We start from the raw sequence: 21503 nt of genomic DNA, 5'->3' as shown, positions 1-21503 counted from the left end.
CCCAGCATGCGCACCGAACAACCGAAGATGATTTACCTGAAGGACTATCAGGCGCCGGATTACCTGATTGACGAGACGCACCTGACCTTCGAGTTGTTCGAGGACCACAGCCTGGTCCACGCGCAGCTCGTGATGCGCCGCAACCCCGAGCGCGGCGACGGCTTGCCGCCGCTGGTGCTGGACGGGCAACTGCTGGAACTGCTGAGCGTGAACCTGGCCGATCAAGAGCTGACGGCCGCTGACTACCAATTGACCGACAGCCACCTGACCGTGCAGCCGACGAGTGCGGTATTCACCCTCGACACCACGGTCAAGATCCACCCGGAAACCAACACCGCGCTGGAAGGCCTGTACAAGTCCGGCAGCATGTTCTGCACCCAGTGCGAGGCCGAAGGCTTTCGCAAGATCACCTATTACCTCGACCGCCCGGACGTGATGAGCATCTTCACCACCACGGTGATCGCCGAGCAACACCGTTACCCGGTATTGCTGTCCAACGGCAACCCGATTGCCAGCGGCCCTGGCGAAGACGGCCGACACTGGGCGACCTGGGAAGACCCGTTCAAGAAACCCGCCTACCTGTTCGCACTGGTGGCGGGTGACCTGTGGTGTGTCGAAGACAGCTTTACCACCATGACCGAGCGCGAAGTGGCGCTGCGCATCTACGTCGAGCCGGAAAATATCGACAAGTGCCAGCACGCCATGACCAGCCTGAAAAAATCCATGCGCTGGGACGAAGAAACCTACGGTCGCGAGTACGATCTCGACATCTTCATGATCGTTGCGGTCAACGATTTCAACATGGGCGCCATGGAGAACAAGGGCCTCAACATCTTCAACTCCAGCGCCGTGCTGGCTCGCGCCGAAACGGCCACCGACGCCGCGCATCAGCGCGTCGAAGCCATCGTCGCGCATGAATACTTCCACAACTGGTCGGGCAACCGCGTCACCTGCCGCGACTGGTTCCAGCTGTCGCTCAAGGAAGGCTTCACCGTGTTCCGCGACTCGGGCTTCTCCGCCGACATGAACTCGGCCACGGTCAAGCGTATCCAGGATGTGGCCTACCTGCGCACGCACCAGTTCGCCGAAGACGCCGGCCCCATGGCCCACGCGGTGCGTCCGGACAGCTTTATCGAGATCTCCAACTTCTACACCCTCACCGTGTACGAAAAGGGCTCGGAAGTGGTCGGCATGATCCACACTCTGCTCGGCGCCGAGGGTTTCCGCAAAGGCAGCGACCTGTACTTTGAGCGCCACGATGGCCAGGCGGTGACCTGCGATGACTTCATCAAGGCGATGGAAGACGCCAACGGCGCCGACCTCAGCCAGTTCAAGCGCTGGTACAGCCAGGCCGGTACGCCACGTCTGGCGGTGAGCGAAGCCTTTGATGCGGTGGCCAATACCTACAGCCTGACGTTCCGCCAGAGCTGCCCGGCGACGCCGGACAAGGTGGAAAAACTGCCGTTCGTGATTCCGGTGGAACTGGGCCTGCTGGATGGCAAGGGTGCAGGCATTGCGCTGCGCCTGGCGGGCGAAGCAACCGCCGGCGCCACGTCGCGGGTGATTTCGGTGACCGAAGCCGAGCAGACCTTCACCTTCGTCGATATCGCCGAACAGCCCTTGCCTTCGTTGCTGCGCGGGTTCTCGGCACCGGTGAAACTGAGCTTTGCGTACAGCCGCGACCAGTTGATGTTCCTGATGCAGCACGACAGCGATGGTTTCAACCGCTGGGATGCCGGCCAGCAACTGTCGGTGCAGGTATTGCAGGAACTGATCGGCCAGCACCAGGCCGGCCAGCCGCTGGAGCTGGATCAACGCCTGATCGACGCGCTGCGCTCGGTATTGAGTGATGAAAGCCTGGATCAGGCCATGGTCGCCGAAATGCTCTCGCTGCCCGGCGAAGCGTATCTGGCGGAAATCAGCGACGTGGCCGATGTGGACGCGATCCACGCCGCCCGTGAGTTCGCGCGCAAGCAACTGGCGGACAACCTGTTCGAAGGCCTGTGGCTGCGTTATCAGGCCAATCGCGAGCTGTCCCGGCAGACGCCGTATGTCGCGGCGGCCGAGCACTTTGCCCGTCGCGCATTGCAGAACATCGCGCTGTCGTACCTGATGCTCAGCGGCAAGCCGCAAGTGCTGGCGGCCACCCTGGATCAATTCGATACCAGCGACAACATGACCGAGCGCCTGACCGCACTGGCGGTGCTGGTGAACTCGCCCTTCGAGGCGGAGAAGGCACAGGCGTTGGCGGTGTTTGCCGAGAACTTCAAGGACAACCCGCTGGTCATGGACCAGTGGTTCAGCGTGCAGGCCGGCAGCACCCTCCCGGGCGGGCTGGCACGGGTCAAGGCGCTGATGCAGCATCCAGCGTTCACCATCAAGAACCCGAACAAGGTACGCGCCTTGATCGGTGCGTTTGCCGGGCAGAACCTCGTCAACTTCCATGCCGCCGATGGTTCGGGCTATCGCTTCCTGGCGGACCTGGTGATCGAGCTGAACACGCTGAACCCACAGATCGCTTCGCGCCAGTTGGCGCCGCTGACGCGCTGGCGCAAATACGATGCTGCGCGCCAGGCGCTGATGAAGGCCGAGTTGGAGCGCATTCGGGGTTGCGGTGAGCTGTCCAGCGATGTGTTCGAGGTGGTCAGCAAGAGCCTGGCGTAGCGTTCCCATAGAACAGGCAAACTCCGGTGTGGTCAGGGCAGGTATCCATGACGTTCGAATCGCCCCTGGCGTCCTACCAACACGCCATTGCCCGGGAGGGCTTCGTCTCCGATGAAGCCCAGCGCCGGGCGGTCGGGGCGCTGCAGGCCTGCCATGAGGCCTTGCACCAGGGCCGCGCGCCGATCACTGGCGTGTACCTCTGGGGCCCGGTGGGCCGTGGCAAGACCTGGCTGATGGACCGGTTTTACCAAAGCCTGCGGGTGCCTGCGCGGCGTCAGCACTTCCATCACTTCATGGGCTGGGTACATCAGCGCTCGTTTCAGCTCACCGGCATTCCCGATCCCTTGCAGGCGCTGGCCCGGGAACTCAGCCAGGCTGTGCGGGTACTGTGTTTCGATGAGTTGTTCGTCAATGACATTGGCGATGCGATCATTCTTGGCCGTCTGTTTCAGGTGATGTTCGAGCACGGCGTGGTAGTGGTGTGCACTTCCAACCAGCCGCCTGACCAGTTGTACGCCGGTGGCTTCAACCGTGAGCGTTTCCTGCCGGGCATTGTGGCGATCAAGCAGCATATGCAGGTGGTGGCCGTGGACGGCGGCGAGGATCATCGTTTGCACCCTGGCGTGGAGGTGCAGCGCTACTGGGTGAATCAGGCTGATGCGCTGGCGGCAGTGTTCCAGGCATTGAGCGACGTGCCAGCATCCGGCGGTGGGGCGATCAGCGTCGGGCATCGTTCGATCATGACAGTGCAGGCCAGTGACACGGTGCTGTGGTGCCGCTATGCCGACCTGTGCGAGCAACCTCTGGCCGCGATGGACTTCATGCTGTTGTGTGACCGTTTCAAAGCAATTCTGCTAGGCGAGGTGCCCAACCTCAGCGCACAACAGCGTCCAGGGCGCATTGCCCGAGGCACTGAAGATGCCGCCATGCGCGTGGCGGCGGGGGATCGCGAACTGCCGCAGTTGTCGGTGCACGACGATAGCGTGCGTCGCTTCATTGCCCTGGTGGATGAGTGCTATGACCGCAAGGTGCCGCTGTTCATTGAGGCGAAGGTGCCGCTGGAGCGTCTCTATACCGAAGGTTATCTGGCGTTTCCGTTTCGACGGACGCTGAGCCGACTGCAGGAGATGCAATGGCAGCGTTTTGGCCTATGACAGATTTTTCGCTGCGCAACCTTCGCTTGTTCTTACATGCCTTTGTAGTAAATCTCCTTCATCCGCTGCTGACTCCGCGCTTACAATCGATGCCCTCAAAGGGAGCCGATTCCCTTGCTGTCGTGATCGAGGAAGCTGATGGATACCCCTGACATCCTGGTGCTGCAAGCCAGTTACACCAATCCTGTGCACGCCGAGGCGATTGCGCTGGTACTCAACCATTACGCCGAACACCCCATGGGCGGTGGGCACAGCCTGCCCGCCGACCTGCTGCAACAATTGCCGGCCGAACTGGCCAAACGCCCCCATGCTTTCAGCGTGCTGGCATTTGTGGGCGGTGAGCCTGCCGGTCTGGTCAATTGCTTTGAAGGTTTTTCCACCTTTGCCTGCCGCCCGCTGGTCAACGTCCACGATGTGGCGGTGATGGAAGCGTTTCGCGGCCTGGGGTTGAGTCAGAAGATGCTGCAAAAGGTCGAGGAAATCGCTCGTCAGCGTGGCTGCTGCAAGATCACTCTGGAAGTGCTGGAAGGCAATGAAGTGGCACAGTCGGCCTATCGAAAGTTTGGCTTCGATGATTCAATGTTCGATCCGGCCAATGGCCGCATGCTGTTCTGGAATAAACCGCTTTAATAAATAAGTGGCAAAAAAAGGGCGCCATTAAATGGCGCCCAATAAACCGCTTGCCAAAGGAGCACAGTGGTAACGGGTAGTGCAGATTAACTAAACGTTAATTAAATGTTTGGCTGCTGTTGTTCGTCGGTATCGGCTTTTAATGTCCTGCCGTCAGCGGAAGCGGTTTGATCGGCGGTGCCGTGGGTCTTTTGTTGCATAAAGGCGAAGTCCTCGTAGAACTGCCTCGAGCGCTCCGAGCCGCCCTCTGCAAAGGCGGCGGCAGAGGTCAGGGTCATCAGGCTGGCCAGCATCAAGGTCGACAGTTTCATTGCGGTATTCCCATTAAGAGTGATCGTTATTCGTTCGGTCCCTGAGCGAAGCCATGGGGCGATTGTGGGACGATCCAATTAAGTGGAAATTAACGCGAGAAACATTTAAACACTAACGGCGTTGTTAACTTCTGCGGCGCCGGGCTCAGAGTTTCCAGTCCATCGCCAACGTGATCGAACGTGGGTCGCCCCAATGTACGCCGTTATAAAAGCCAACGCGCTCATAGTACTTTTTATCAAATAGATTATTGACGTTAAGCGACGCCGAAACGTGCTCGTTGAACTGGTAGCGGGACATCAGGTTAACCAACGGGTAAGCCTGCTGAGTGATCTTCGCTCGCGTGGTGATGCGATTGCCCTGAGCGTCGCGCTCGCCGGTCGGCCTGTTGCTCCAGGCGTAGGTCTCGCTCTGCCAGTTGAAGGCACCCCCGACCGTCAACTGGCGCCACGCGCCCGGCAGCCGATACGCACTTGACAGCCGCAGCAGGTTCAACGGTTGCTCGCTGTTATTGCGGCGGTCCTCGCCGTTCACCGAATGCGTGTAGGTGTAGCCCGCAGTGATGTTCCAGTCGGGCATCACTTCACCGGCCAGTTCCACTTCGAACCCGCGTACCTTGTTGCCCTTGCCGCCTGATGTATAAAACGACTCTTTGGTTCTCGGATCCGGCGGCACCGAGTCGTCCAGCTCCGCGACGTTGTCCTGGGTGCTCCAGAAGTACGCGGTGGCGAGATTCAGGCGCCCATCGAGCAGGCTGCCTTTGAGGCCCACTTCATAATTGCTGCCGACGACGGGCTCCAGGTATTTGCGGTTGGCATCGCGCGCGTCCTGGGGTTTGAAAATATCGGTGTAGCTCGCGTAGACCGTGTACTCCGGGGTCAGGTCATAAAGCAGGCCGGCGTAGGGCGTCCACATATCGTTGTGGGTCTGCCGGGTTTTGTCGGACTTGATCCATTGGTCATTGGCGTCGTACTGAGGGGAGGACGTTTCGATTTCCCAACTGCCGTAACGGCTGCCCAGTACCGCATGCAGGCGGTCGGTGAGGCTCAATCGCGTGGCCAGGTAGCCGGCTTGCTGCTGCTTGCGGCTGTGCTCCCCCTTAAGGCCGGTGGTCACATCGGCGAACTTGCCGATGCCACCCATGTGTTTCCAGTCCTGGATGGTGCGGTAGTCGCCCTCTATCAGGTCGCGTTGATGCGGGGAGGCGTCCCTCTGCTGGGATTGGCCGTAGCCCATCATCACCTCATGCCGACGACCCAGCAGTGAATAGGTGCCGGACAGGTTGAAGTCAAACACGTCCATCTTCGAGGTGCCCACCATGCGACTGGTCCAGGCCTCCATGCCGCTGCGATCTGCATTCGGGAAGCCTGCGCCGCCGTAGTACACCTTGCCGTCCGTGTCGCTTTGCCGATGGGTGTAGGCGGCTTTGACGCGCCAGTCGCCGCCGAGCCGGTGATCGAGGGTGGCGAAGGTGGTCTTGTCGGTCAGCGGCCAGGAGCTCCATTGCGCAGCCATGTTGGTGGAGCGTGACAACCCGGCCTTGCCGCCCTGGCTGTTCCAATAAGGCACGGTGCCCCAGGAGGTGCCTTGCACCTGTTTGTCCTGGTAGTCATAGCCCACCGCAAGCACCGTGTCGTCACTCAGGTCGCCTTCCAGAATGCCGTAACCCACGATGCGCTCCAGCCTGTAGTTGTCACGGTGTGATTGACTGTCGCGGTAGGCCAGCACGCCGCGCCCGCGCAGCCTGCCATCAAAGGCCAGCGGGCCGCCCACGTCCACGTAGCTGTGGTAGTTGTCATAACTGCCGGCACTCACCCCGGCTTTAGCCTGCCATTGGTCGGTCGGACGCTTGCGCACCATGTTGATGGTGGCCGATGGGTCGCCCGCACCGGTGGTCAAGCCGGTGGCGCCGCGTACCACCTCGATTCGGTCGTAAATGATGGTGTCGGCATCGGACTTCATGTAGCCGAAGGTATTGAGCATCCCGTCGACCTGGAAGTTGGTGATGCCATAGCCGCGTGCAGAGTAGGCGGGGCGGTCCGAGTCATAGTGCTGCACCACGACGCCGGTGGTCTGGCGCAACGCTTCGGTCAGGGTGTTGAGGTTGAAGTCGTCCATCTGCTGGCGGGTGACCACCGAGACCGATTGCGGGGTTTCCTTGATGGACAGGTTCAGGCGCGTGGCGGTGCTCATGGCCCCGGTGGTGTAGGCACCGGTGTGCTCGGTATTGGTGCCCGGGTCCTCGGCGGTGACGCTGATGGCGGCCAGTTCGAGCGCTGTGGACGACGCTTGCTCGGGATCGGTTTCAGCCAGCAGCTCAGGGCTGAGCACGCTGCCGAAGAGGCCGAGGGTGAGGGTGATGGAACGGGTGAAGGGCGAAAGCATTGCGGCAGACTCCTTTTTTCTTTGTAGCCTTTTCGATAAAAAAGGCCTTGGCTCAAAGACGAAAGGAGTCGCGCAACTTTAGGTTTAAACGAGAATGATTGTTATCTTCTTGTTTCAGAGGCTACTTGAGCACCACCTCGTTCGGTTCGTTCTTCTTCGGCTTGATCAGGCTGAAGTCGATCAAGCCCTTTTGCTTGGTCTCGTAGGGATTGCCGATCATCAGCGGGCGTGGCGTAAAGCTGTCACTCACCAGGCTTTTGCTGTGGTCCCATTCGTCGAAGCTCAGCCCGGCCAGATCGGCCCAGGTGTGAATCAACTGTGAGCTGCTGTAAGGGCGTTGCAGGTCGCCGGCAAAATTCCAGTTGTGGCTTTCGCGCCATTTGGGCGAGGCGTAAGCCATGAACGGAATGGTGTACATCGGCGCGGTCGGCTTGGCTTCGTTGCGACCCAGGGTGCTGTGGCCTGCGGAGTCGAACACGTCTTCGCCGTGGTCCGACAGGTACAACAAGAAGCCATTGGGATCGCTCTTGGCGTAGTCCTTGATCAGGCTCGACACCACGAAGTCGTTGTACAGCACCGCGTTGTCGTAGCTGTTGTACGTGGGCAACTGGGCATCGCTGACACCCTTGGGCACGCCCTGGCGGTCGGTGAACTTGTCAAAGCTTGGCGGGTAGCGGTACTGGTAGCTCATGTGCGTACCCAGCAGATGCACCACGATGAACTTGCGCTCGGCGCCGTCGGCCATGGCCTTGGCGAAGGGCTCCAGTACGTCGCCGTCGTACTGGCGGGCGTTCTGGTTGCGATTATTGTTGAGATACACCTGCTCGTCGGCCTGTTCGGAAAAGGTCGTGAGCATGGTGTTGCGCTTGGTCATGGTCTGCTGGTTGGTGATCCAGTAGGTCTTGTAGCCGGCCTGCTTCATCACGCTGACAATCGATGGGGTCTTGAGGTACAGGTCGGGGTTTTCTTCGTCGGCGAAGGTCAGCACCTGTTGCAGCGCCTCGATGGTGTAGGGGCGCGGGGTGATGACGTTGTCGAACACCGCCAATTGATCACGCAGCTTGTCGAGTTCCGGCGTGGTGTTGCGCGGGTAGCCGTAGAGGCTCATGCGCTGGCGATTGGTCGACTCGCCGATGACCAGCACCAGGGTCGACGGCTGGCCGGCGTTGTTGTCCTTGAGGTTCTTCAGCGGCGGGATCTGGCTGGCGCTGGTGAGCATGCCCTGCATGTTATCCAGTTGTTCGGTGTAACGACGGTAGGCCACGATCATCTGCCACGGTACGGCCGGCTCGATGCGGGTTTCAAAACGGTCGATGGCCTGTTCCATGTTGTCGCTGGTGGCGATCTGCTTGACCAGCGGATAACCGATCACCGCCAGCACGATGGCGGCGGCCGCCAGCATCGACTGCCCGCGCGGCAGATACACCGGGCGCAGGCGGGTCCACAAAAACACGGCGAAGGCGGTATGGGCGATAAACGCCAGCACGATCCACCAGGCGAAATATTGGGTCGCGTACTCGCCGGCTTCAGAGATGTTCGATTCGAACATGATGAAGATGACGCTCTGGGAAAATTCCTGCTGGTAAATGAAGAAATAACCCAGGCTGGCCATGGAACATGCCCACAGCACCACACCGATCAAGGCTGCCAGCAGGCGCGTGCGGCGCGGGAACAGCAGCATCGGCGCCAGCCACAGCGCACTCATGAAGAAGGCCTGGCGGAACCCGCTGAAGCCGGAAGTGCCGGTCAGCTGGATCAGCAGTTGGGTAATACCCGAGAAGTACCAGAAGAACAGAAACAGCCAACCGAAGCCGGCCCAATCAAAGCCTTTCGCAGACGCAGTGCCGCGCTTGAACATCGCCATCCAACACTCCAACCCAATTATTTTCAGCTGGCGCGCAGGAACGCGCGCAAACAGAGGCCGCCCTTGCATGGGGCAGCCCTTCGGGCGGGGAGTATCGGGGAGAGCGTGTGAAAACTTTGTCAGCGATCTGTAAGCATTATCTTACAGCGTGATTCAGCACAGCGCGGGGCGGGCGGCAGAGGTCTGTTCCAGCTGGCCTTGCAGATGCGAGCGCAAACGCAGGACTTCCTGCTGCAATTGATCGCGTTCGTCCTTCAACTGGCGCAATTCATCGCGACGGATGCTGACGTAGAGAGTCTGTGGCGGACGGGACATCTGTGCTGTGCTCATTGCTTGCCTCGCAAATAGCCGGTAGATCGCGGTGCCGGAACGCAGAATTGGAGTTCTCGGCATCAGTCGGAAGCAATTCTGAATTCTTTTTCACACCAATGGAACTTTTTTATTTTTGGTGGTCGTGTGACTTTTGCTGCCGTGATGGTGAAACGATGGCATCTTTTTTAGCATGAAACTCCAGGTATCCGCTCTGGACTAACCCTCATTAGCCTCATTGCGCTATAAACTATGTCACACATTTTTTAGCAGTTAGGAGCATCAGCACATGCAACTGGGGATTATTGGACTAGGCCGCATGGGCGGTAACATTGCGCGGCGCCTGATGCTCAATGGGCATACCACCGTTGTTTACGACCGTAACGAAGCATTCGTCAAAGGCTTGAGCGAGGAGGGCGCCACGGGTGTCGCCGACGTGAAAGCCCTGGTGGCCGGGCTGCAGAAACCTCGCGCCGTGTGGGTCATGTTGCCGGCAGGCGACCCGACCGAAGACACTATCAATGAGTTGAGCGAGCTGCTCGAAGACGGTGATGTGATCATCGACGGCGGCAATACCAACTACAAGGACGACGTGCGCCGTGGCAAGGCCCTGGCGGAGAAGGGTCTGCACTATGTGGACGTGGGCACCTCGGGCGGCGTTTGGGGCCTGGAGCGCGGCTATTGCATGATGATCGGCGGCGACGTCGAGACCGTGCAGCGCCTCGACCCGATCTTCAAAAGCCTGGCCCCGGGCGTTGGCAACATCCCGCGTACCAAGGACCGTTCCGCCAGCGCCGATCCACGCGCCGAGCACGGCTATATCCACGCCGGGCCTGCGGGCGCCGGGCATTTCGTCAAGATGATCCACAACGGCATCGAGTACGGGATGATGCAAGCGTTCGCCGAAGGCTTTGACATCCTCAAGACCAAGAACTCGGACAATCTGCCCCAGGATCAGCGCTTTGACCTCAACGTGGCTGACATCGCTGAAGTCTGGCGCCGGGGCAGCGTGGTGTCGTCGTGGTTGCTGGACCTGACCGCCGACGCACTGGCTACTGACCCGAAGCTCGACGGTTACTCGGGTTCCGTTGCCGACAGCGGCGAAGGCCGTTGGACCATCGAAGCCGCCATGGAACAGGCCGTGCCGGTTCCGGTGCTGTCTACCTCGCTGTTCGCGCGCTTCCGCTCGCGTCAGCAAAGTACCTACGGTGACAAAATGCTCTCTGCCATGCGTTTCGGCTTTGGTGGTCACGTGGAGACTTCCAAAAAATGACCGCCAACGGCAAGAAACCAGAGGCCGAACCCGCACCGCCCACGACATTGTTCCTGTTCGGCGCCCATGGCGACCTGGTCAAGCGCCTGCTGATGCCGGCGCTGTACAACCTCAGCCGTGACGGCTTGCTGGGCGATGGTCTGCGCATTGTCGGCGTTGATCACAACGCCATCAGTGACGCGGACTTCGCCAAGAAGCTCGAGGATTTCATTCGCACCGAAGCCGCGAGCAAGGTCAAGGGCAATGCCGAGCATGCCCTCGACCCCGAGCTGTGGGCGCAGTTGGCCAAAGGCATCAGCTACGTCGAGGGCGACTTCCTCGACGACAGCACCTACGCCGACATCGGCAAGAAAATCGCCGAGAGCGGCACCGGCAATGCGGTGTTCTACCTGGCCACTGCACCGCGCTTCTTCAGTGAAGTGGTGCAGCGCCTGGGCAGCGCCGGTTTGTTGACGGAAACCGACGAGAGCTTTCGCCGCGTGGTCATCGAGAAGCCGTTCGGCTCCGACCTGGCCACTGCCGAAGCGCTTAACGCGTGCCTGCTCAAGGTGATGAGCGAGAAGCAGATCTATCGCATCGATCATTACCTGGGCAAGGAGACGGTGCAGAACATCCTGATCAGCCGTTTTTCCAACGTGCTGTTCGAAGCGTTCTGGAACAACCATTATATCGACCACGTGCAGATCACCGCCGCCGAGACCGTCGGCGTGGAAACGCGGGGTAATTTCTTCGAGAAAACCGGCACCCTGCGCGACATGGTGCCCAACCACCTGTTCCAGTTGCTGGCGATGGTCGCCATGGAACCGCCAGCGGCCTTCGGTGCAGACGCGGTACGCGGTGAAAAGGCCAAGGTGATCGGCGCCGTGCGGCCCTGGTCGCTGGAAGATGCGCGGGCCAACTCTGTGCGCGGGCAGTACACCGCTGGCGAAATCGGCGGCAAGTCGCTGCCCGGCTATCGCGAAGAAGACAACGTGGCGCCCGACAGCAGCACCGAGACCTTTGTCGCCCTCAAGGTGATGATCGACAACTGGCGCTGGGTCGGCGTGCCGTTCTATCTGCGCACCGGCAAGCGCATGAGCGTGCGTGACACCGAAATCGTGATCTGCTTCAAGCCTGCGCCCTACGCGCAGTTTCGTGACACCGACGTGGATGAACTCAAGCCCACCTACCTGAAAATCCAGATCCAGCCCAACGAGGGTATGTGGTTCGACTTGCTGGCGAAAAAGCCCGGCCCGACCCTGGACATGGCCAACATCAAGCTGGGCTTTGCCTACAAGGACTTCTTCGAGATGCAGCCGTCGACCGGGTACGAAACCCTGATCTACGACTGCATGACCGGCGACCAGACCCTGTTCCAGCGGGCCGACAACATCGAAAACGGCTGGCGTGCGGTGCAGCCGTTCCTCGACGCATGGCAGCAGGACGACGGCATCCAGACGTACAAGGCGGGCGAGGACGGCCCCGCCGCCTCCGATGCACTGCTGGCCCGCGACGGTCGCACCTGGCACCGCCTCGGATGAGTGACGCCGCGATCCATCCCATCCGTTTTATCCTGAGTGACGTGGACGGCACCTTGCTGCATCCGGACCACCGCCTCAGCCAGCGCACCGCCGATGCGGTGCGGGCGCTGCGCGAGGCCGGGGTGTTTTTCAGCCTGGCCAGTGGCCGACCGCCCAAGGCCATGCATCACCTGATCGAGGCCTTCGGCATTGATGTGCCAGTGGCGGGCTTCAACGGCGGCACTCTGATCAACCCCGATGGCAGCATCCTGGTTGCCCACCACTTGCCGGCGGAGGCGGCGCTGATTGCCCTGGCGCTGTTCTCGGCCGAGCCGGACGTGGAGGTCTGGGTATTCGCCGACGGTGACTGGTTGCGGCGTGATCCGCCCGGGCCAATGGAGCCGCGCGAGGCCCAAGGGCTGGGCTATGGCCCCATCGTGGTGGAGAGTTTCGAGCCGTATCTGGATCGGGTCGACAAGATTGTAGCGGCCAGCAACAACACCCGATTGCTGGTGGAGCTGGAAGCGCAGTTGCATCCCAAGGTAGAAGGCCTGGCCCAGGTGTCGCGTTCGCAACCGGTTTACCTGGATGTGACGGCGATGCTGGCCAACAAGGGTGAGGCCTTGAAGACCCTGGCGGCCCACCTTGGGGCGCCGCTTGCGCAAACCGCCGCCATCGGCGACGGCGGCAATGACCCGGCCATGTTTCATGTGGCCGGGTTGTCGATTGCCATGGGCCAGGCCGAGGAAACCGTCAAACATCAGGCCACTGTCGTCACCGGCAGCAATCTGGAAGACGGCGCGGCGGAAGCGTTCGAACGCTTTATTCTCGCGCCACACTCACTGTCCTGAAAAAGCGCAACGGGCGATCACTGGGTGCAGTGATCGCCCGTCAAGTGCGTCGTCTTACTTGGGCATCGCCCAGGATTGCAACTGATAGCCATGTTCGTCGAGTTCGGCGCGGGCCTGCAGCAACAGATCTTCCAGTTGCGCAGGATCAGTGTAAGCGCTCGACGACAGCTGCCGGCTGCCGATGCGGGTGTTGGTGCGGTCGATGACGCTCAGGCTGAGGGCGCCAACGCCGTCATGCCAAGCCACGCACTGAAAGGGCTGGAAGGCACGGTCTGCGATCAAAAGAGCTTCGTTGATGCGGAGCGGGGCGTTCATGTGGGTCTTCTCTCTGTATGCCCATTCAAGTCAGCACCGGCGGTTGGGCTGACCGTGCGGTGGGTTACTTGTACTGATGCACGATGCCCGGGTATGGGTCACATACTGACGTAATTAATTTTTACGGCGAGGTGCTGTGCAGGCGAAGGATGGCTTTCTGCCCGCACTTATAGCGAAATGTTACATAGAGTTCGTCAATAAATTGATAGCCTGTGATCAGGCGTCCCAACCCCTTGTTTATAAATAAAATTAACAATTTTGACGCCAAGGAATAGTCATGATTGTTACACCTGTTCAGCGACGCTTGCTTGTGGTTGACCCCTGTGAAGATTGTCACGGCCTGCTGCCCGGTTTGCGCGCCGCCGGCTGGGACGTGGACAGCTGCGCGCTGGAGGCGGTAGGCGACCGCTCCTGTGATATCGGCTTGTTGCGTTTGCAGCCGTATCACCTGGAGCGGCCCGAAGCCGTCAAGGAACTGATCAGCCGCAGCGGCACCGAGTGGATTGCCGTGCTCGATCAAGACGTGTTGCGCCTGCAGAACGTTGGCGATTTTGTCTGTGAGTGGTTTTTCGACTTCCATACCCTGCCGTTCGATGTGTCGCGGGTGCAGGTCATCCTCGGCCGTGCGTTCGGCATGGCGCGCCTGCGCGGCAAGGGCAACACGCCGGTGGACGGGCCCGAGCACGAATTGCTCGGTGACAGCCGGGCGATCCGCGAGCTGCGCAAATTGTTAGCGAAGTTGGCGCCCACCGAGTCCCCGGTGCTGATTCGCGGTGACAGCGGCACCGGCAAGGAACTGGTCGCCAAAACCCTGCACCGTCAATCCCAGCGGCATGCCAGGCCATTCGTGGCGATCAACTGCGGCGCGATCCCCGAGCACCTGATCCAGTCCGAACTGTTCGGCCATGAAAAAGGTGCGTTTACCGGCGCCCATCAGCGCAAGATCGGCCGCATCGAAGCCGCGAATGGCGGCACCCTGTTTCTCGATGAAATCGGCGACCTGCCGATGGAACTGCAAGCGAACCTGCTGCGCTTTCTCCAGGAAAAGCAGGTCGAGCGCGTCGGTGGCAGCCAGCCGATCCCGGTGGATGTGCGGGTATTGGCGGCAACCCACGTCGACCTCGAAGCGGCGGTGGCCAAGGGCACTTTTCGCGAAGACTTGTATTACCGCCTGAACGTGCTGCAAGTGGCCACTGCGCCGCTGCGCGAACGGCACGGTGACGTCGCGATGCTGGCCAACCACTTTTCGCGCTTCTACAGTCAGGAAACCGGCCGCCGCCCGCGCAGCTTCAGCGAAGAGGCGCTGGTTGCCATGGGGCAGCATCCCTGGCCGGGCAACGTACGTGAACTGGCCAACCGCGTACGCCGAGGCCTGGTGCTTGCCGAAGGCCGCCAGATCGAGGCCACCGACCTCGGCTTGCTGGGCAAGCGGGCAGTATCGCCAGCCATGGCCACCCTGGAAGACTACAAGCACCGCGCCGAACGCCAGGCGTTATGCGACGTGCTCAACCGGCACAGCGATAATCTGAGCATTGCCGCACGGGTGCTGGGCATTTCCCGGCCTACGTTTTACCGGTTATTGCACAAGCACCAGATTCGCTAGGCCGAGCCCACTCCACGTCCAAACCCTGAGGCTAGCGGGCTTGTTGCGGTTGAGCGGGTTTTCCGTGGCGAGCGGGCTTGCCCCGCGTTGGGGTGCGAAGCGCCCCCACTCCAGCAAAACGCGGTGTACCTGATACGGCTCAGGGCCTGGTTTTGGGGCTGCTGCGCAGCCCAACGCAGGACAAGCCTGCTCGCCCCAAGGGTGAGAGGCTGTGCTAACAGAAGCCACAATTGCTGCTATCAGAAGTAATACGGAAATTTCAGGCTGAACGTAAAGTCCGGCGCATCGTCTGTCATGCCGATCGCGAGGTTCGGCACGATGGTCAGGTTATCCGAGGCCGCAATCGTCATGCCCACGTTGAAATAGCCCGCGTTGGCATCGCTGGACACCACCGACTGCCAATCCTGCCCGCTCTGCTTGACCTTGCTTTTGCGCTGTATCACGTCGGACACCGAGAACGACATGCTCATCTTCTCGTTCAACGCGAACGCCACGCCCACGCCGAACTGGAAGCTGTCGCCCAGTTGGATCTTGCCGGGGACTTTCTGGTTGACGTTGGGGCTGATGTCGCTGAACGAGTCTTCGAAGTTATGGGTGTAGGACAGCGAACCGAACAGCACCGCCGGATCGAAGGTCTTGACCAGCGAGATGCCGGGTGTCACTGACCACACGCCATTGCCGGTGGGCAGGCTCTCCGGAATGGCGAGGTTGTCGTTGCCCGGTTTCGGGATCAGCTTGATGCCATACGGGTCTGCCCCGGTCGGGGCCTTGACCCGCACCGACACCACCGCATCGGGTAGGTGGGCGCTTTCGTCGAGGAACTTGTAGGAGACGCCGGCGTTGACATCGCCGATGGTCGGGTCGCGGGTCACCGAGCCTTCCGACATGGCGGTGGAGCTGCCGCCGGCGCCGCCCGACTGGTAGGTGGATTCGCGGTACACCACCGGCACGTTCAGGTCGAACTGCCAGCGGTTGTCCAGGTTGTAGCGCCCGGTCAGGTCCAGGGTCCAACTGTCCGACTTGATGCGGTCCAGGTTGATATTGCCGAGGAAGATCGAGTCCAGCGCGAGAAAGCCGTTGAGGGACAGCTGGCGTGCATCGTAGCGCGCGTAAGTGATGCCGGTTTCCAGACTGAACCTGCCGTTGCCGAAAAATCCACTGGCTTCGTTGTACAGGTTGCTCACACTTTGCGCCGGGGCCGAGTCGTCCTTGAGGTTTTGCCCGTAGGAACTGCCACCGCCCGCGCCGCCGGAGGCCGCCGCCGCACCCACGCCTGGCGTATGGCCGGCCACGGTGGCGCCGCCTTTCTGGAAGTCGGCAGGGGATTTGGCCAAGCGTTTGGGGGCGGGTGTTGCGGGTTGATCTTCTACTTGCCTAACACGTTGCTCCAGTACGGCCAGTGCTTTTTGCTGCACTTCATAGCGTTGCTTGAGCTCCAGCAGTTCCTGTTTCAGTGTTTCGATATCAGCGTCCGGTGCGGCATAGAGCACGGAGGCGGGCAGGAGTGTACTCAAGCAAACCACGGCACGTAGTGATACAGATCGATGCATGAAATAAGCCGTCCCATTTTTTGATGCGAAAGTGTCGAAGGCTCAGCGAAGTTCAATAACCGGAGGGGCGAAGGCCCTTGAGTTGATCCAGGTTGAGGTTCTGCGTGACGTTGTTAAAACCGTTGTTGCCCATGACCACGTTGAGTTGGGTCAGGTTGTTTACGGCGTTGCCGTTGCCTTGAATGACGGTGCCTTGCAGCACGTTGCCGGCGCCGATCTGTTGCACGACATTGCCCTGGTTGCTGCTGGCCTGGAGCGCCATTTGCAGCCCGCCATTGTTCGCGCTCACTGTCACCTGGCCTGCCGCCGTGCCACCGGTAACCGGTTGGCCCGCCAGCAACGCCTGACCGGACTGCGCGTAGTTGGCCGGGGCCAATCCGTTCTTGCTCACATTGATATCCACGCCGTTGGTGGCCGTGTTGCCGTCTCCGGCCGCGCGAACGCTCTGCACCACGCCCTGGCCGGTGCCCAGGCCCGCGCCACCTGTGACCGTGCCGCTGCCTTCAGGCTGCCTGCCGCCGCCCGTGCCATCGCTACCGGAGATCTGCACATAAAATTGCGGGGTGACGGTGGACGCATTGACCTGCATGGCCGCGCTGCCGGTCACGGTGGCGCCGGCGGCGTTGGTCCAGGTGCTGCTCATGACGATGCCAAAGCTGACAATACGTCCCGGCATCACATAACGCCCGCGCAGGTCGGCCATTTCAGCGTCCTTGAGCTCGATCGGCTTGAACGCGGAGGACGCATGCGCCGGTGCAGCGGCGGCCAGGCAGATGACCGTCAACCAACGGAAAGTGTTCATCGTGTGCTCCTGGAGCGTCCTGCCCCTTATTGCGCTTCTAGAAGAAGTCGCTCTGGATAAAACCGAATTCCATCAATTCGCTGTCGCGTACCGGGCTGAACGCGTTGAACTGGTTCCTGGCGGTCAGCGGCACACGCGGGGTGAGCAGGGCGTTGGTCTTGTCATAACCTTCACCGATCACGGCGAACACGATGCCATTCCAGCCCTTGACGAAATCGTCCCTGGCGTAGCGCTTGTTGCCCAGGACCGGATCGCCGATGTACACCCACTCCTTGTCGGCCCGCTGCAACACCACAAAATGCTTGTAGCCGCGAATTTCCAGCAGGACCACGACCGGCACCTTCACGGTGATCAGCACGTCAGGAGCGATGCGATAGCCCTTGGCGCGCATGTTGATGCTTTCCAGGTAGCGCTTCATGTCGAGCATCGAGAAGCCCTGGGTGCGCACCAGCTCCTGGTCGGCGTTGAGCAGCATGCCCTTGATGATGTGGTCTTCATCCACGTCCATCCAATAGGCCTGGCGCAGGATGGTCGCCAGTGCGGCGGCGCCGCAGCTGAAATCGGTTTTCTGTTCCACCAGGTTGGCGAACTTGCGCTCGCGGATGCTCTCGACCTTTTTGTACACCACCGCACCGTTGGGCATGACGACCGCCATTTGCCCCGCCCAGGTCGGGCCGGTGAGTGTGCACAGAAGGAAAAAAACAACGCGGCGCATGATCAGGTGACCTGTTGGACGCTGGAATGAAAGGGGCCTTGTTGCGAAGGCCCGATCTGCATCAGAAGCGAGTGATTGCTACGTTGTTCTGACCCTGGTTGTTGCTGCCCGACAGCACGTTGGAGTTCGACACGCCGGAGCTGTAGTTCAGCGAGTTGTTCACGCTGGCGTTGTTGGTGACCACCGACTTGGCGCCCCAGCCATGGCCGCTGCTCAGGTTCACGGTCAGGTTGCCCGACACATCCTGCACGCCGGACACAACGGCTGCGCCGCTGTCGCCATTGCCCGAAGCGATGGCAACGCTGTTGCTGCCCTGGTTGGAGGTGCCGGTGGCTGCGTTCAGCTGAATCACGCCGGAAGCATTGTTGCCGCTGCTGTTGAGCGAGGCATTGTTTTGCGAGCCGCCGTTGATGGCCACGTTGCCGCCGTTGGACTGCGCGGTGCCGGTGCTGGCGAACACGAAGTCAGCATCGCCGGAAACGATGGCCACGTCGTTCTTGCCCTGGTTGTTGTCACCGCTCAGCACGTTGCCGTTGGCCACGCCGCTGATGTGGTTGTAGGAGTCAGTGGTCGACGCGTTGTTTTCGGTTTTGTCGTTGAGGACGGTGTTGCCCTTGTTGCTCTGGCCGTCAACGGTGGTTGCAGCAGCGGTGGTAGGCGCGTGGTAACCGCCTGCCTGGGCTGCAACAGCCATGAGCGCAGCGAGAGCGAAAGCCAGTGGTTTGAGGGCTGTGGTGGTTTTCATGGTGTATCTCCTTGCTTCTAATTAGTGGTTTAAGTGTTGATACGGTCCGGCAGGCGGCTCAGCTCCATCAGTTGAGTCGCACGTTCAGGGTGTTAGCCACTCGGTTCCCCACCCCGGCGCTCTGGTTGACCTGTACCACTCCACGGCTGCCGGTGAAGGCCTGGTCGCTGGTAACGACCTGGCGGCTGCCAGTGGTAGAGGTCAATCCCGAGTCTGTTGCAAGCGCAACGGTCTGTTGCGACATGACGCTGTCGTCGATGCTTTGCGGGCCACTCGTAAGGCTGACGCGCACGGCATTGATCATCTGGTTCTGGGCCCCGGCCGACTGATTGACGCTCAGTGCACCGTTGCCTTGGCTGAAAGCGTTGCCCTGAATCGCAGCGTTGGCGTTCAGGGAGCGCTCGGCGGCGGCGCCGCTGATTTTTTGCGTGACGGACACAGTGGCCTGGGCGTTACGGCCCACGGCGATGGCGAGGTTGTTGCTCAGCTGTTGTTGGTCGCCGGCGGCCTGGTTGATCGAGACCATGCCGTTGTAGTGCTTGCCCGCGTTATCGATGGTTGCGTTGTTGCCGGTGGTGTCGGCCATGGCTGCCGAGCAGCCCAGCACGCTCAGAAGTATCCAGAAGCGATTCATTTCATCGCTCCGCCGATCATGCCGCCAAGGTTGTTCAGCGGTGCCAGGCCGCGTGAGACCGCGCCATTGACCGTCCCCGCGATGCCACCGCTGCCGCCGGCCTGGCCCGCTGCGCCGGCAACGCCGAGGCTATTGCCGGCACCGATTGCGTTCAACCCGTTCAGGTCGCCATTGGGCATGACGCTGCGGGTAACGCTGGAGCCGCTGCTGATACCGGCGATGTCGTGGTCGCTGAGTTCGTTGGTGACGGCGCGCACTTGCCCGGATGGATTGGCATTGGCGGTGGTGGGGTAGGGGTCGACACCGCGTGCACGGCCTATTGCATAAGGTTGCACCTGCCGTGTGATCACCATCTCCCCTTCACCTGACGCCAGCACCGGCAGGCTTACGCCGGCACTCAGTGCGCAGCCGATCAGCAGGAGGCTCAGTGAGCCAAAATTGTGTGTGTCCACGGTGGCAGTCCCTAGTCTTCGCGCTGACCCTAAACAGCGCTGACAGGCATAGAGCAGAAGGCGTGCCGCTTTTTATTAGATGTTTATATTCAAAGGGTTAGCGTTTTTTGTGGGCAAAGTGATGGCATTGCTGTTTCAGGGGTGAAACAGGGGGCGGGCGATGAAGCAGAGCCCGTACCGCCTGCGAGCTGTCTCAAGGATGAAACACTGCGCAGGGCACGACGACGAATCCGCTCAAGGTGGGCGATTGCAGGCGGGGAGGTGTTTCAAAAATGGACACGCGGGCCCACGCGGACCCGCAATGGCTGGCAAAAAAGGCTCAGCCCTTGGGGGCTTTACGCGGAATGGAATTGAGTACGGGGTTGCCGTCCTGGTTCTGGGTCAGGTAGACCGGCAGTACCTTGGGCAGGGAAGGGATGAGGTTGTTGACCTCATTGATGTTGTAGATGCCGCCAATGCGAATCGCCCCGGTGGGCGTATCGGCCAGCATCACCGGTTTGCTCAGGTAGCGATTGATCAAGGGCAGCGCATCGGCCAGGGCCAGGTTGTCGAGTACCAGCTTGCCCTGCCGCCAGGCCAGCGCCGAGTCATCCGGGTTGATCGCGCGGACCTTGGGGGTTGCATCGCCATGCTGATAGCTGGCCTGCATTCCCGGGGTCAGCGGCACACTGCCGTGCACCGTGTCGCTGGAAATCTTCACCGAGCCTTCGAGCAGCATCACCCGTACCTGGTCTTCATACTTCCACACGTTGAACTGGGTGCCCGTCACACGTACCCGGCCGTCGCCGGCCCGCACGATAAAAGGGTGGGCGCTGTCATGGCTGACTTTGAAAAACGCTTCGCCTCTGTTCAGCGTCAGCCGGCGCTGGTCCTTGTAGTTGCTGTAGACCAGTTGCGTGCCCAGGTTCATTTCCACCTGGCTGCCGTCGCCCAGGGTGACCACGCGCACATCATGGGTTGTTTCGAAGCGTTCATAGGCGTTGGGTAGCCAGCCGGCTTCCCATCCGGTGAATGCCGCCAGCGGCAACGCCACCAGGCAAATCGCAGCGGCGACGGCATAGGCGCGCAACCGTCTGCGCGGTTTGAAAGGCACTAAGACAGGGCTGGTTTCAGGGCGAGGCAGGTGCTCGGCAACGTCCCAGATCTCCAGCATGGCCGCGTATTCAAAGGCGTGCAGTGGATGAGCGTCATGCCAGCTCTGAAACGCCTGGCGCTCGGCGCCGGTGCAATCGGCCGCATGCAGGCGCATACACCAATGCGCGGCGGCGTCGGTGATGGCGTCATATTCTGCTTCTGAAACGGAATCTTCGCTCATTGACTCATCCTGATTTCGCACATTCTAACCTCCCCGAGCGGACCGCGAGAACAGCATCATGGCGAATGCACATCAATTGGAACTTATTCTCGTTAGCGCGCACCTAAAAATCTCAGGACTTGAGTCTGTCTTTCCCACGATGGAGTAACCACTATGTTGAAGAAAACCCTCATCGCGCTGTGTGCAACGTCCGCCCTGCTGAGCGCAGGCGCCGCGCTGGCCGACAAGCCGGGCGCCGGCTGGATCCCGATCGAAAAAGCCATCGAGGTGGCCAAGACCAAGGCCGGCTATGTCGAAGTCTATGCGGCCGAAGCCGACGACAACGGCTATTGGGAAGTCAAGGGACGCAAGTCCGATGGTGTGGTGTATGAAGCCCGCATCGACGGCGCTTCGGGCAACGTGCTGCGCGACCAGAAAGACTGATACACAGTCGG

General features: G+C 60.7%; 20 protein-coding genes. 8 read left to right on the top strand and 12 right to left on the bottom strand.

The window, feature by feature from the left end; translation table 11 throughout:
- Positions 1–6 precede the first annotated feature (6 nt).
- The 3 genes from pepN (at position 7) to H045_RS09735 (ending at position 4448) form a co-directional block, all read left to right on the top strand.
- Positions 7–2664 (top strand): aminopeptidase N, encoded by a 2658-nt coding sequence (pepN, locus tag H045_RS09745; RefSeq protein ID WP_015372242.1) that lies wholly within the window; start codon positions 7–9, stop codon positions 2662–2664.
- Positions 2665–2711: 47 nt separating this feature from the next.
- Complete coding sequence (gene zapE, locus H045_RS09740) at positions 2712–3818, top strand: cell division protein ZapE (protein WP_015372241.1); 1107 nt, start codon at positions 2712–2714, stop codon at positions 3816–3818.
- 138 nt (positions 3819–3956) lie between these two features.
- Positions 3957–4448 (top strand): GNAT family N-acetyltransferase, encoded by a 492-nt coding sequence (locus tag H045_RS09735; protein WP_003236386.1) that lies wholly within the window; start codon positions 3957–3959, stop codon positions 4446–4448.
- Between the two features lie 101 nt (positions 4449–4549).
- On the opposite strand, the gene H045_RS09730 is transcribed toward H045_RS09735, so the two are convergent.
- From H045_RS09730 to H045_RS25255, 4 genes are all read right to left on the bottom strand, one after another.
- Positions 4550–4759: a hypothetical protein gene (locus tag H045_RS09730; protein ID WP_015372240.1), complete on the bottom strand. Its 210-nt coding sequence runs from the start codon at positions 4757–4759 to the stop codon at positions 4550–4552.
- Between the two features lie 145 nt (positions 4760–4904).
- Positions 4905–7142: a TonB-dependent siderophore receptor gene (locus H045_RS09725; RefSeq protein WP_015372239.1), complete on the bottom strand. Its 2238-nt coding sequence runs from the start codon at positions 7140–7142 to the stop codon at positions 4905–4907.
- 121 nt (positions 7143–7263) lie between these two features.
- Positions 7264–9006 (bottom strand): phosphoethanolamine transferase CptA, encoded by a 1743-nt coding sequence (locus tag H045_RS09720; RefSeq protein WP_015372238.1) that lies wholly within the window; start codon positions 9004–9006, stop codon positions 7264–7266.
- Positions 9007–9159: 153 nt separating this feature from the next.
- On the bottom strand, positions 9160–9321 hold the full coding sequence (locus H045_RS25255) for a DUF6026 family protein (RefSeq protein ID WP_003236378.1): 162 nt from the start codon (positions 9319–9321) through the stop codon (positions 9160–9162).
- Positions 9322–9604: 283 nt separating this feature from the next.
- Between H045_RS25255 and gnd the strand changes: the two genes are divergently transcribed.
- The 3 genes from gnd to H045_RS09705 are packed head-to-tail and all read left to right on the top strand — an operon-like array spanning position 9605 to position 12938.
- Positions 9605–10588 (top strand): phosphogluconate dehydrogenase (NAD(+)-dependent, decarboxylating), encoded by a 984-nt coding sequence (gene gnd, locus H045_RS09715; protein WP_003236376.1) that lies wholly within the window; start codon positions 9605–9607, stop codon positions 10586–10588.
- Positions 10585–12108: a glucose-6-phosphate dehydrogenase gene (gene zwf / locus H045_RS09710; RefSeq protein ID WP_003236374.1), complete on the top strand. Its 1524-nt coding sequence runs from the start codon at positions 10585–10587 to the stop codon at positions 12106–12108. Before gnd ends, zwf begins: the two co-directional genes overlap by 4 nt.
- The gene (locus H045_RS09705; RefSeq protein WP_015372237.1) at positions 12105–12938 is read left to right on the top strand and encodes a Cof-type HAD-IIB family hydrolase; all 834 of its coding nucleotides are present in this window, start codon (positions 12105–12107) and stop codon (positions 12936–12938) included. The genes zwf and H045_RS09705 overlap by 4 nt, the downstream gene beginning before the upstream one ends.
- Before the next feature lie 54 nt (positions 12939–12992).
- Here H045_RS09705 and H045_RS09700 read toward each other — a convergent pair whose 3' ends face one another.
- Complete coding sequence (locus H045_RS09700; protein WP_003236370.1) at positions 12993–13253, bottom strand: hypothetical protein; 261 nt, start codon at positions 13251–13253, stop codon at positions 12993–12995.
- 277 nt (positions 13254–13530) lie between these two features.
- Between H045_RS09700 and H045_RS09695 the strand changes: the two genes are divergently transcribed.
- Positions 13531–14856, top strand: a complete 1326-nt coding sequence (locus tag H045_RS09695) for a sigma-54 dependent transcriptional regulator (protein WP_015372236.1) — start codon at positions 13531–13533, stop codon at positions 14854–14856.
- A 239-nt stretch (positions 14857–15095) separates the two neighbouring features.
- Here H045_RS09695 and H045_RS09690 read toward each other — a convergent pair whose 3' ends face one another.
- The 7 genes from H045_RS09690 to H045_RS09660 form a co-directional block, all read right to left on the bottom strand.
- A complete protein-coding gene (locus H045_RS09690) occupies positions 15096–16406 on the bottom strand; it encodes a hypothetical protein (RefSeq protein ID WP_015372235.1) in 1311 nt (436 codons plus the stop codon).
- 52 nt (positions 16407–16458) lie between these two features.
- Positions 16459–17208 (bottom strand): hypothetical protein, encoded by a 750-nt coding sequence (locus H045_RS09685; RefSeq protein WP_015372234.1) that lies wholly within the window; start codon positions 17206–17208, stop codon positions 16459–16461.
- A 37-nt stretch (positions 17209–17245) separates the two neighbouring features.
- The gene (locus H045_RS09680) at positions 17246–17923 is read right to left on the bottom strand and encodes a C39 family peptidase (protein ID WP_015372233.1); all 678 of its coding nucleotides are present in this window, start codon (positions 17921–17923) and stop codon (positions 17246–17248) included.
- A gap of 61 nt (positions 17924–17984) precedes the next feature.
- Positions 17985–18668: a hypothetical protein gene (locus H045_RS09675; protein ID WP_003236359.1), complete on the bottom strand. Its 684-nt coding sequence runs from the start codon at positions 18666–18668 to the stop codon at positions 17985–17987.
- Between the two features lie 67 nt (positions 18669–18735).
- Positions 18736–19302, bottom strand: coding sequence for a hypothetical protein (locus tag H045_RS09670; protein WP_015372232.1), 567 nt, complete (start codon positions 19300–19302; stop codon positions 18736–18738).
- A complete protein-coding gene (locus H045_RS09665; RefSeq protein WP_003236355.1) occupies positions 19299–19754 on the bottom strand; it encodes a hypothetical protein in 456 nt (151 codons plus the stop codon). The genes H045_RS09670 and H045_RS09665 overlap by 4 nt, the downstream gene beginning before the upstream one ends.
- 319 nt (positions 19755–20073) lie before the next feature.
- The gene (locus H045_RS09660) at positions 20074–21069 is read right to left on the bottom strand and encodes a FecR family protein (RefSeq protein ID WP_003236353.1); all 996 of its coding nucleotides are present in this window, start codon (positions 21067–21069) and stop codon (positions 20074–20076) included.
- 153 nt (positions 21070–21222) lie between these two features.
- Between H045_RS09660 and H045_RS09655 the strand changes: the two genes are divergently transcribed.
- The gene (locus H045_RS09655) at positions 21223–21492 is read left to right on the top strand and encodes a PepSY domain-containing protein (RefSeq protein WP_003236351.1); all 270 of its coding nucleotides are present in this window, start codon (positions 21223–21225) and stop codon (positions 21490–21492) included.
- The last annotated feature ends 11 nt before the right edge of the window (positions 21493–21503 follow it).

It is taken from the genome of Pseudomonas poae RE*1-1-14, from assembly GCF_000336465.1.
Classification (GTDB): Bacteria; Pseudomonadota; Gammaproteobacteria; order Pseudomonadales; family Pseudomonadaceae; genus Aquipseudomonas; species Aquipseudomonas poae.
Note: the sequence above shows the minus strand (reverse complement) of the source record. Positions and strands in the feature narration are given on the sequence as shown.

Excerpts from the sequence above, each read along its gene's own strand:
- H045_RS09660 (WP_003236353.1), bottom strand. The coding sequence starts at position 21,069 with ATGAGCGAAGATTCCGTTTCAGAAGCAGAATATGACGCCATCACCGAC.
- H045_RS25255 (WP_003236378.1), bottom strand. The coding sequence starts at position 9,321 with ATGTCCCGTCCGCCACAGACTCTCTACGTCAGCATCCGTCGCGATGAA.
- zwf (WP_003236374.1), top strand. The coding sequence starts at position 10,585 with ATGACCGCCAACGGCAAGAAACCAGAGGCCGAACCCGCACCGCCCACG.
- H045_RS09705 (WP_015372237.1), top strand. The coding sequence starts at position 12,105 with ATGAGTGACGCCGCGATCCATCCCATCCGTTTTATCCTGAGTGACGTG.
- H045_RS09680 (WP_015372233.1), bottom strand. The coding sequence starts at position 17,923 with ATGCGCCGCGTTGTTTTTTTCCTTCTGTGCACACTCACCGGCCCGACC.
- H045_RS09675 (WP_003236359.1), bottom strand. The coding sequence starts at position 18,668 with ATGAAAACCACCACAGCCCTCAAACCACTGGCTTTCGCTCTCGCTGCG.
- H045_RS09655 (WP_003236351.1), top strand. The coding sequence starts at position 21,223 with ATGTTGAAGAAAACCCTCATCGCGCTGTGTGCAACGTCCGCCCTGCTG.
- pepN (WP_015372242.1), top strand. The coding sequence starts at position 7 with ATGCGCACCGAACAACCGAAGATGATTTACCTGAAGGACTATCAGGCG.
- gnd (WP_003236376.1), top strand. The coding sequence starts at position 9,605 with ATGCAACTGGGGATTATTGGACTAGGCCGCATGGGCGGTAACATTGCG.
- H045_RS09725 (WP_015372239.1), bottom strand. The coding sequence starts at position 7,142 with ATGCTTTCGCCCTTCACCCGTTCCATCACCCTCACCCTCGGCCTCTTC.
- H045_RS09730 (WP_015372240.1), bottom strand. The coding sequence starts at position 4,759 with ATGAAACTGTCGACCTTGATGCTGGCCAGCCTGATGACCCTGACCTCT.
- H045_RS09735 (WP_003236386.1), top strand. The coding sequence starts at position 3,957 with ATGGATACCCCTGACATCCTGGTGCTGCAAGCCAGTTACACCAATCCT.
- zapE (WP_015372241.1), top strand. The coding sequence starts at position 2,712 with ATGACGTTCGAATCGCCCCTGGCGTCCTACCAACACGCCATTGCCCGG.
- H045_RS09685 (WP_015372234.1), bottom strand. The coding sequence starts at position 17,208 with ATGAACACTTTCCGTTGGTTGACGGTCATCTGCCTGGCCGCCGCTGCA.
- H045_RS09720 (WP_015372238.1), bottom strand. The coding sequence starts at position 9,006 with ATGGCGATGTTCAAGCGCGGCACTGCGTCTGCGAAAGGCTTTGATTGG.
- H045_RS09670 (WP_015372232.1), bottom strand. The coding sequence starts at position 19,302 with ATGAATCGCTTCTGGATACTTCTGAGCGTGCTGGGCTGCTCGGCAGCC.
- H045_RS09690 (WP_015372235.1), bottom strand. The coding sequence starts at position 16,406 with ATGCATCGATCTGTATCACTACGTGCCGTGGTTTGCTTGAGTACACTC.
- H045_RS09695 (WP_015372236.1), top strand. The coding sequence starts at position 13,531 with ATGATTGTTACACCTGTTCAGCGACGCTTGCTTGTGGTTGACCCCTGT.
- H045_RS09700 (WP_003236370.1), bottom strand. The coding sequence starts at position 13,253 with ATGAACGCCCCGCTCCGCATCAACGAAGCTCTTTTGATCGCAGACCGT.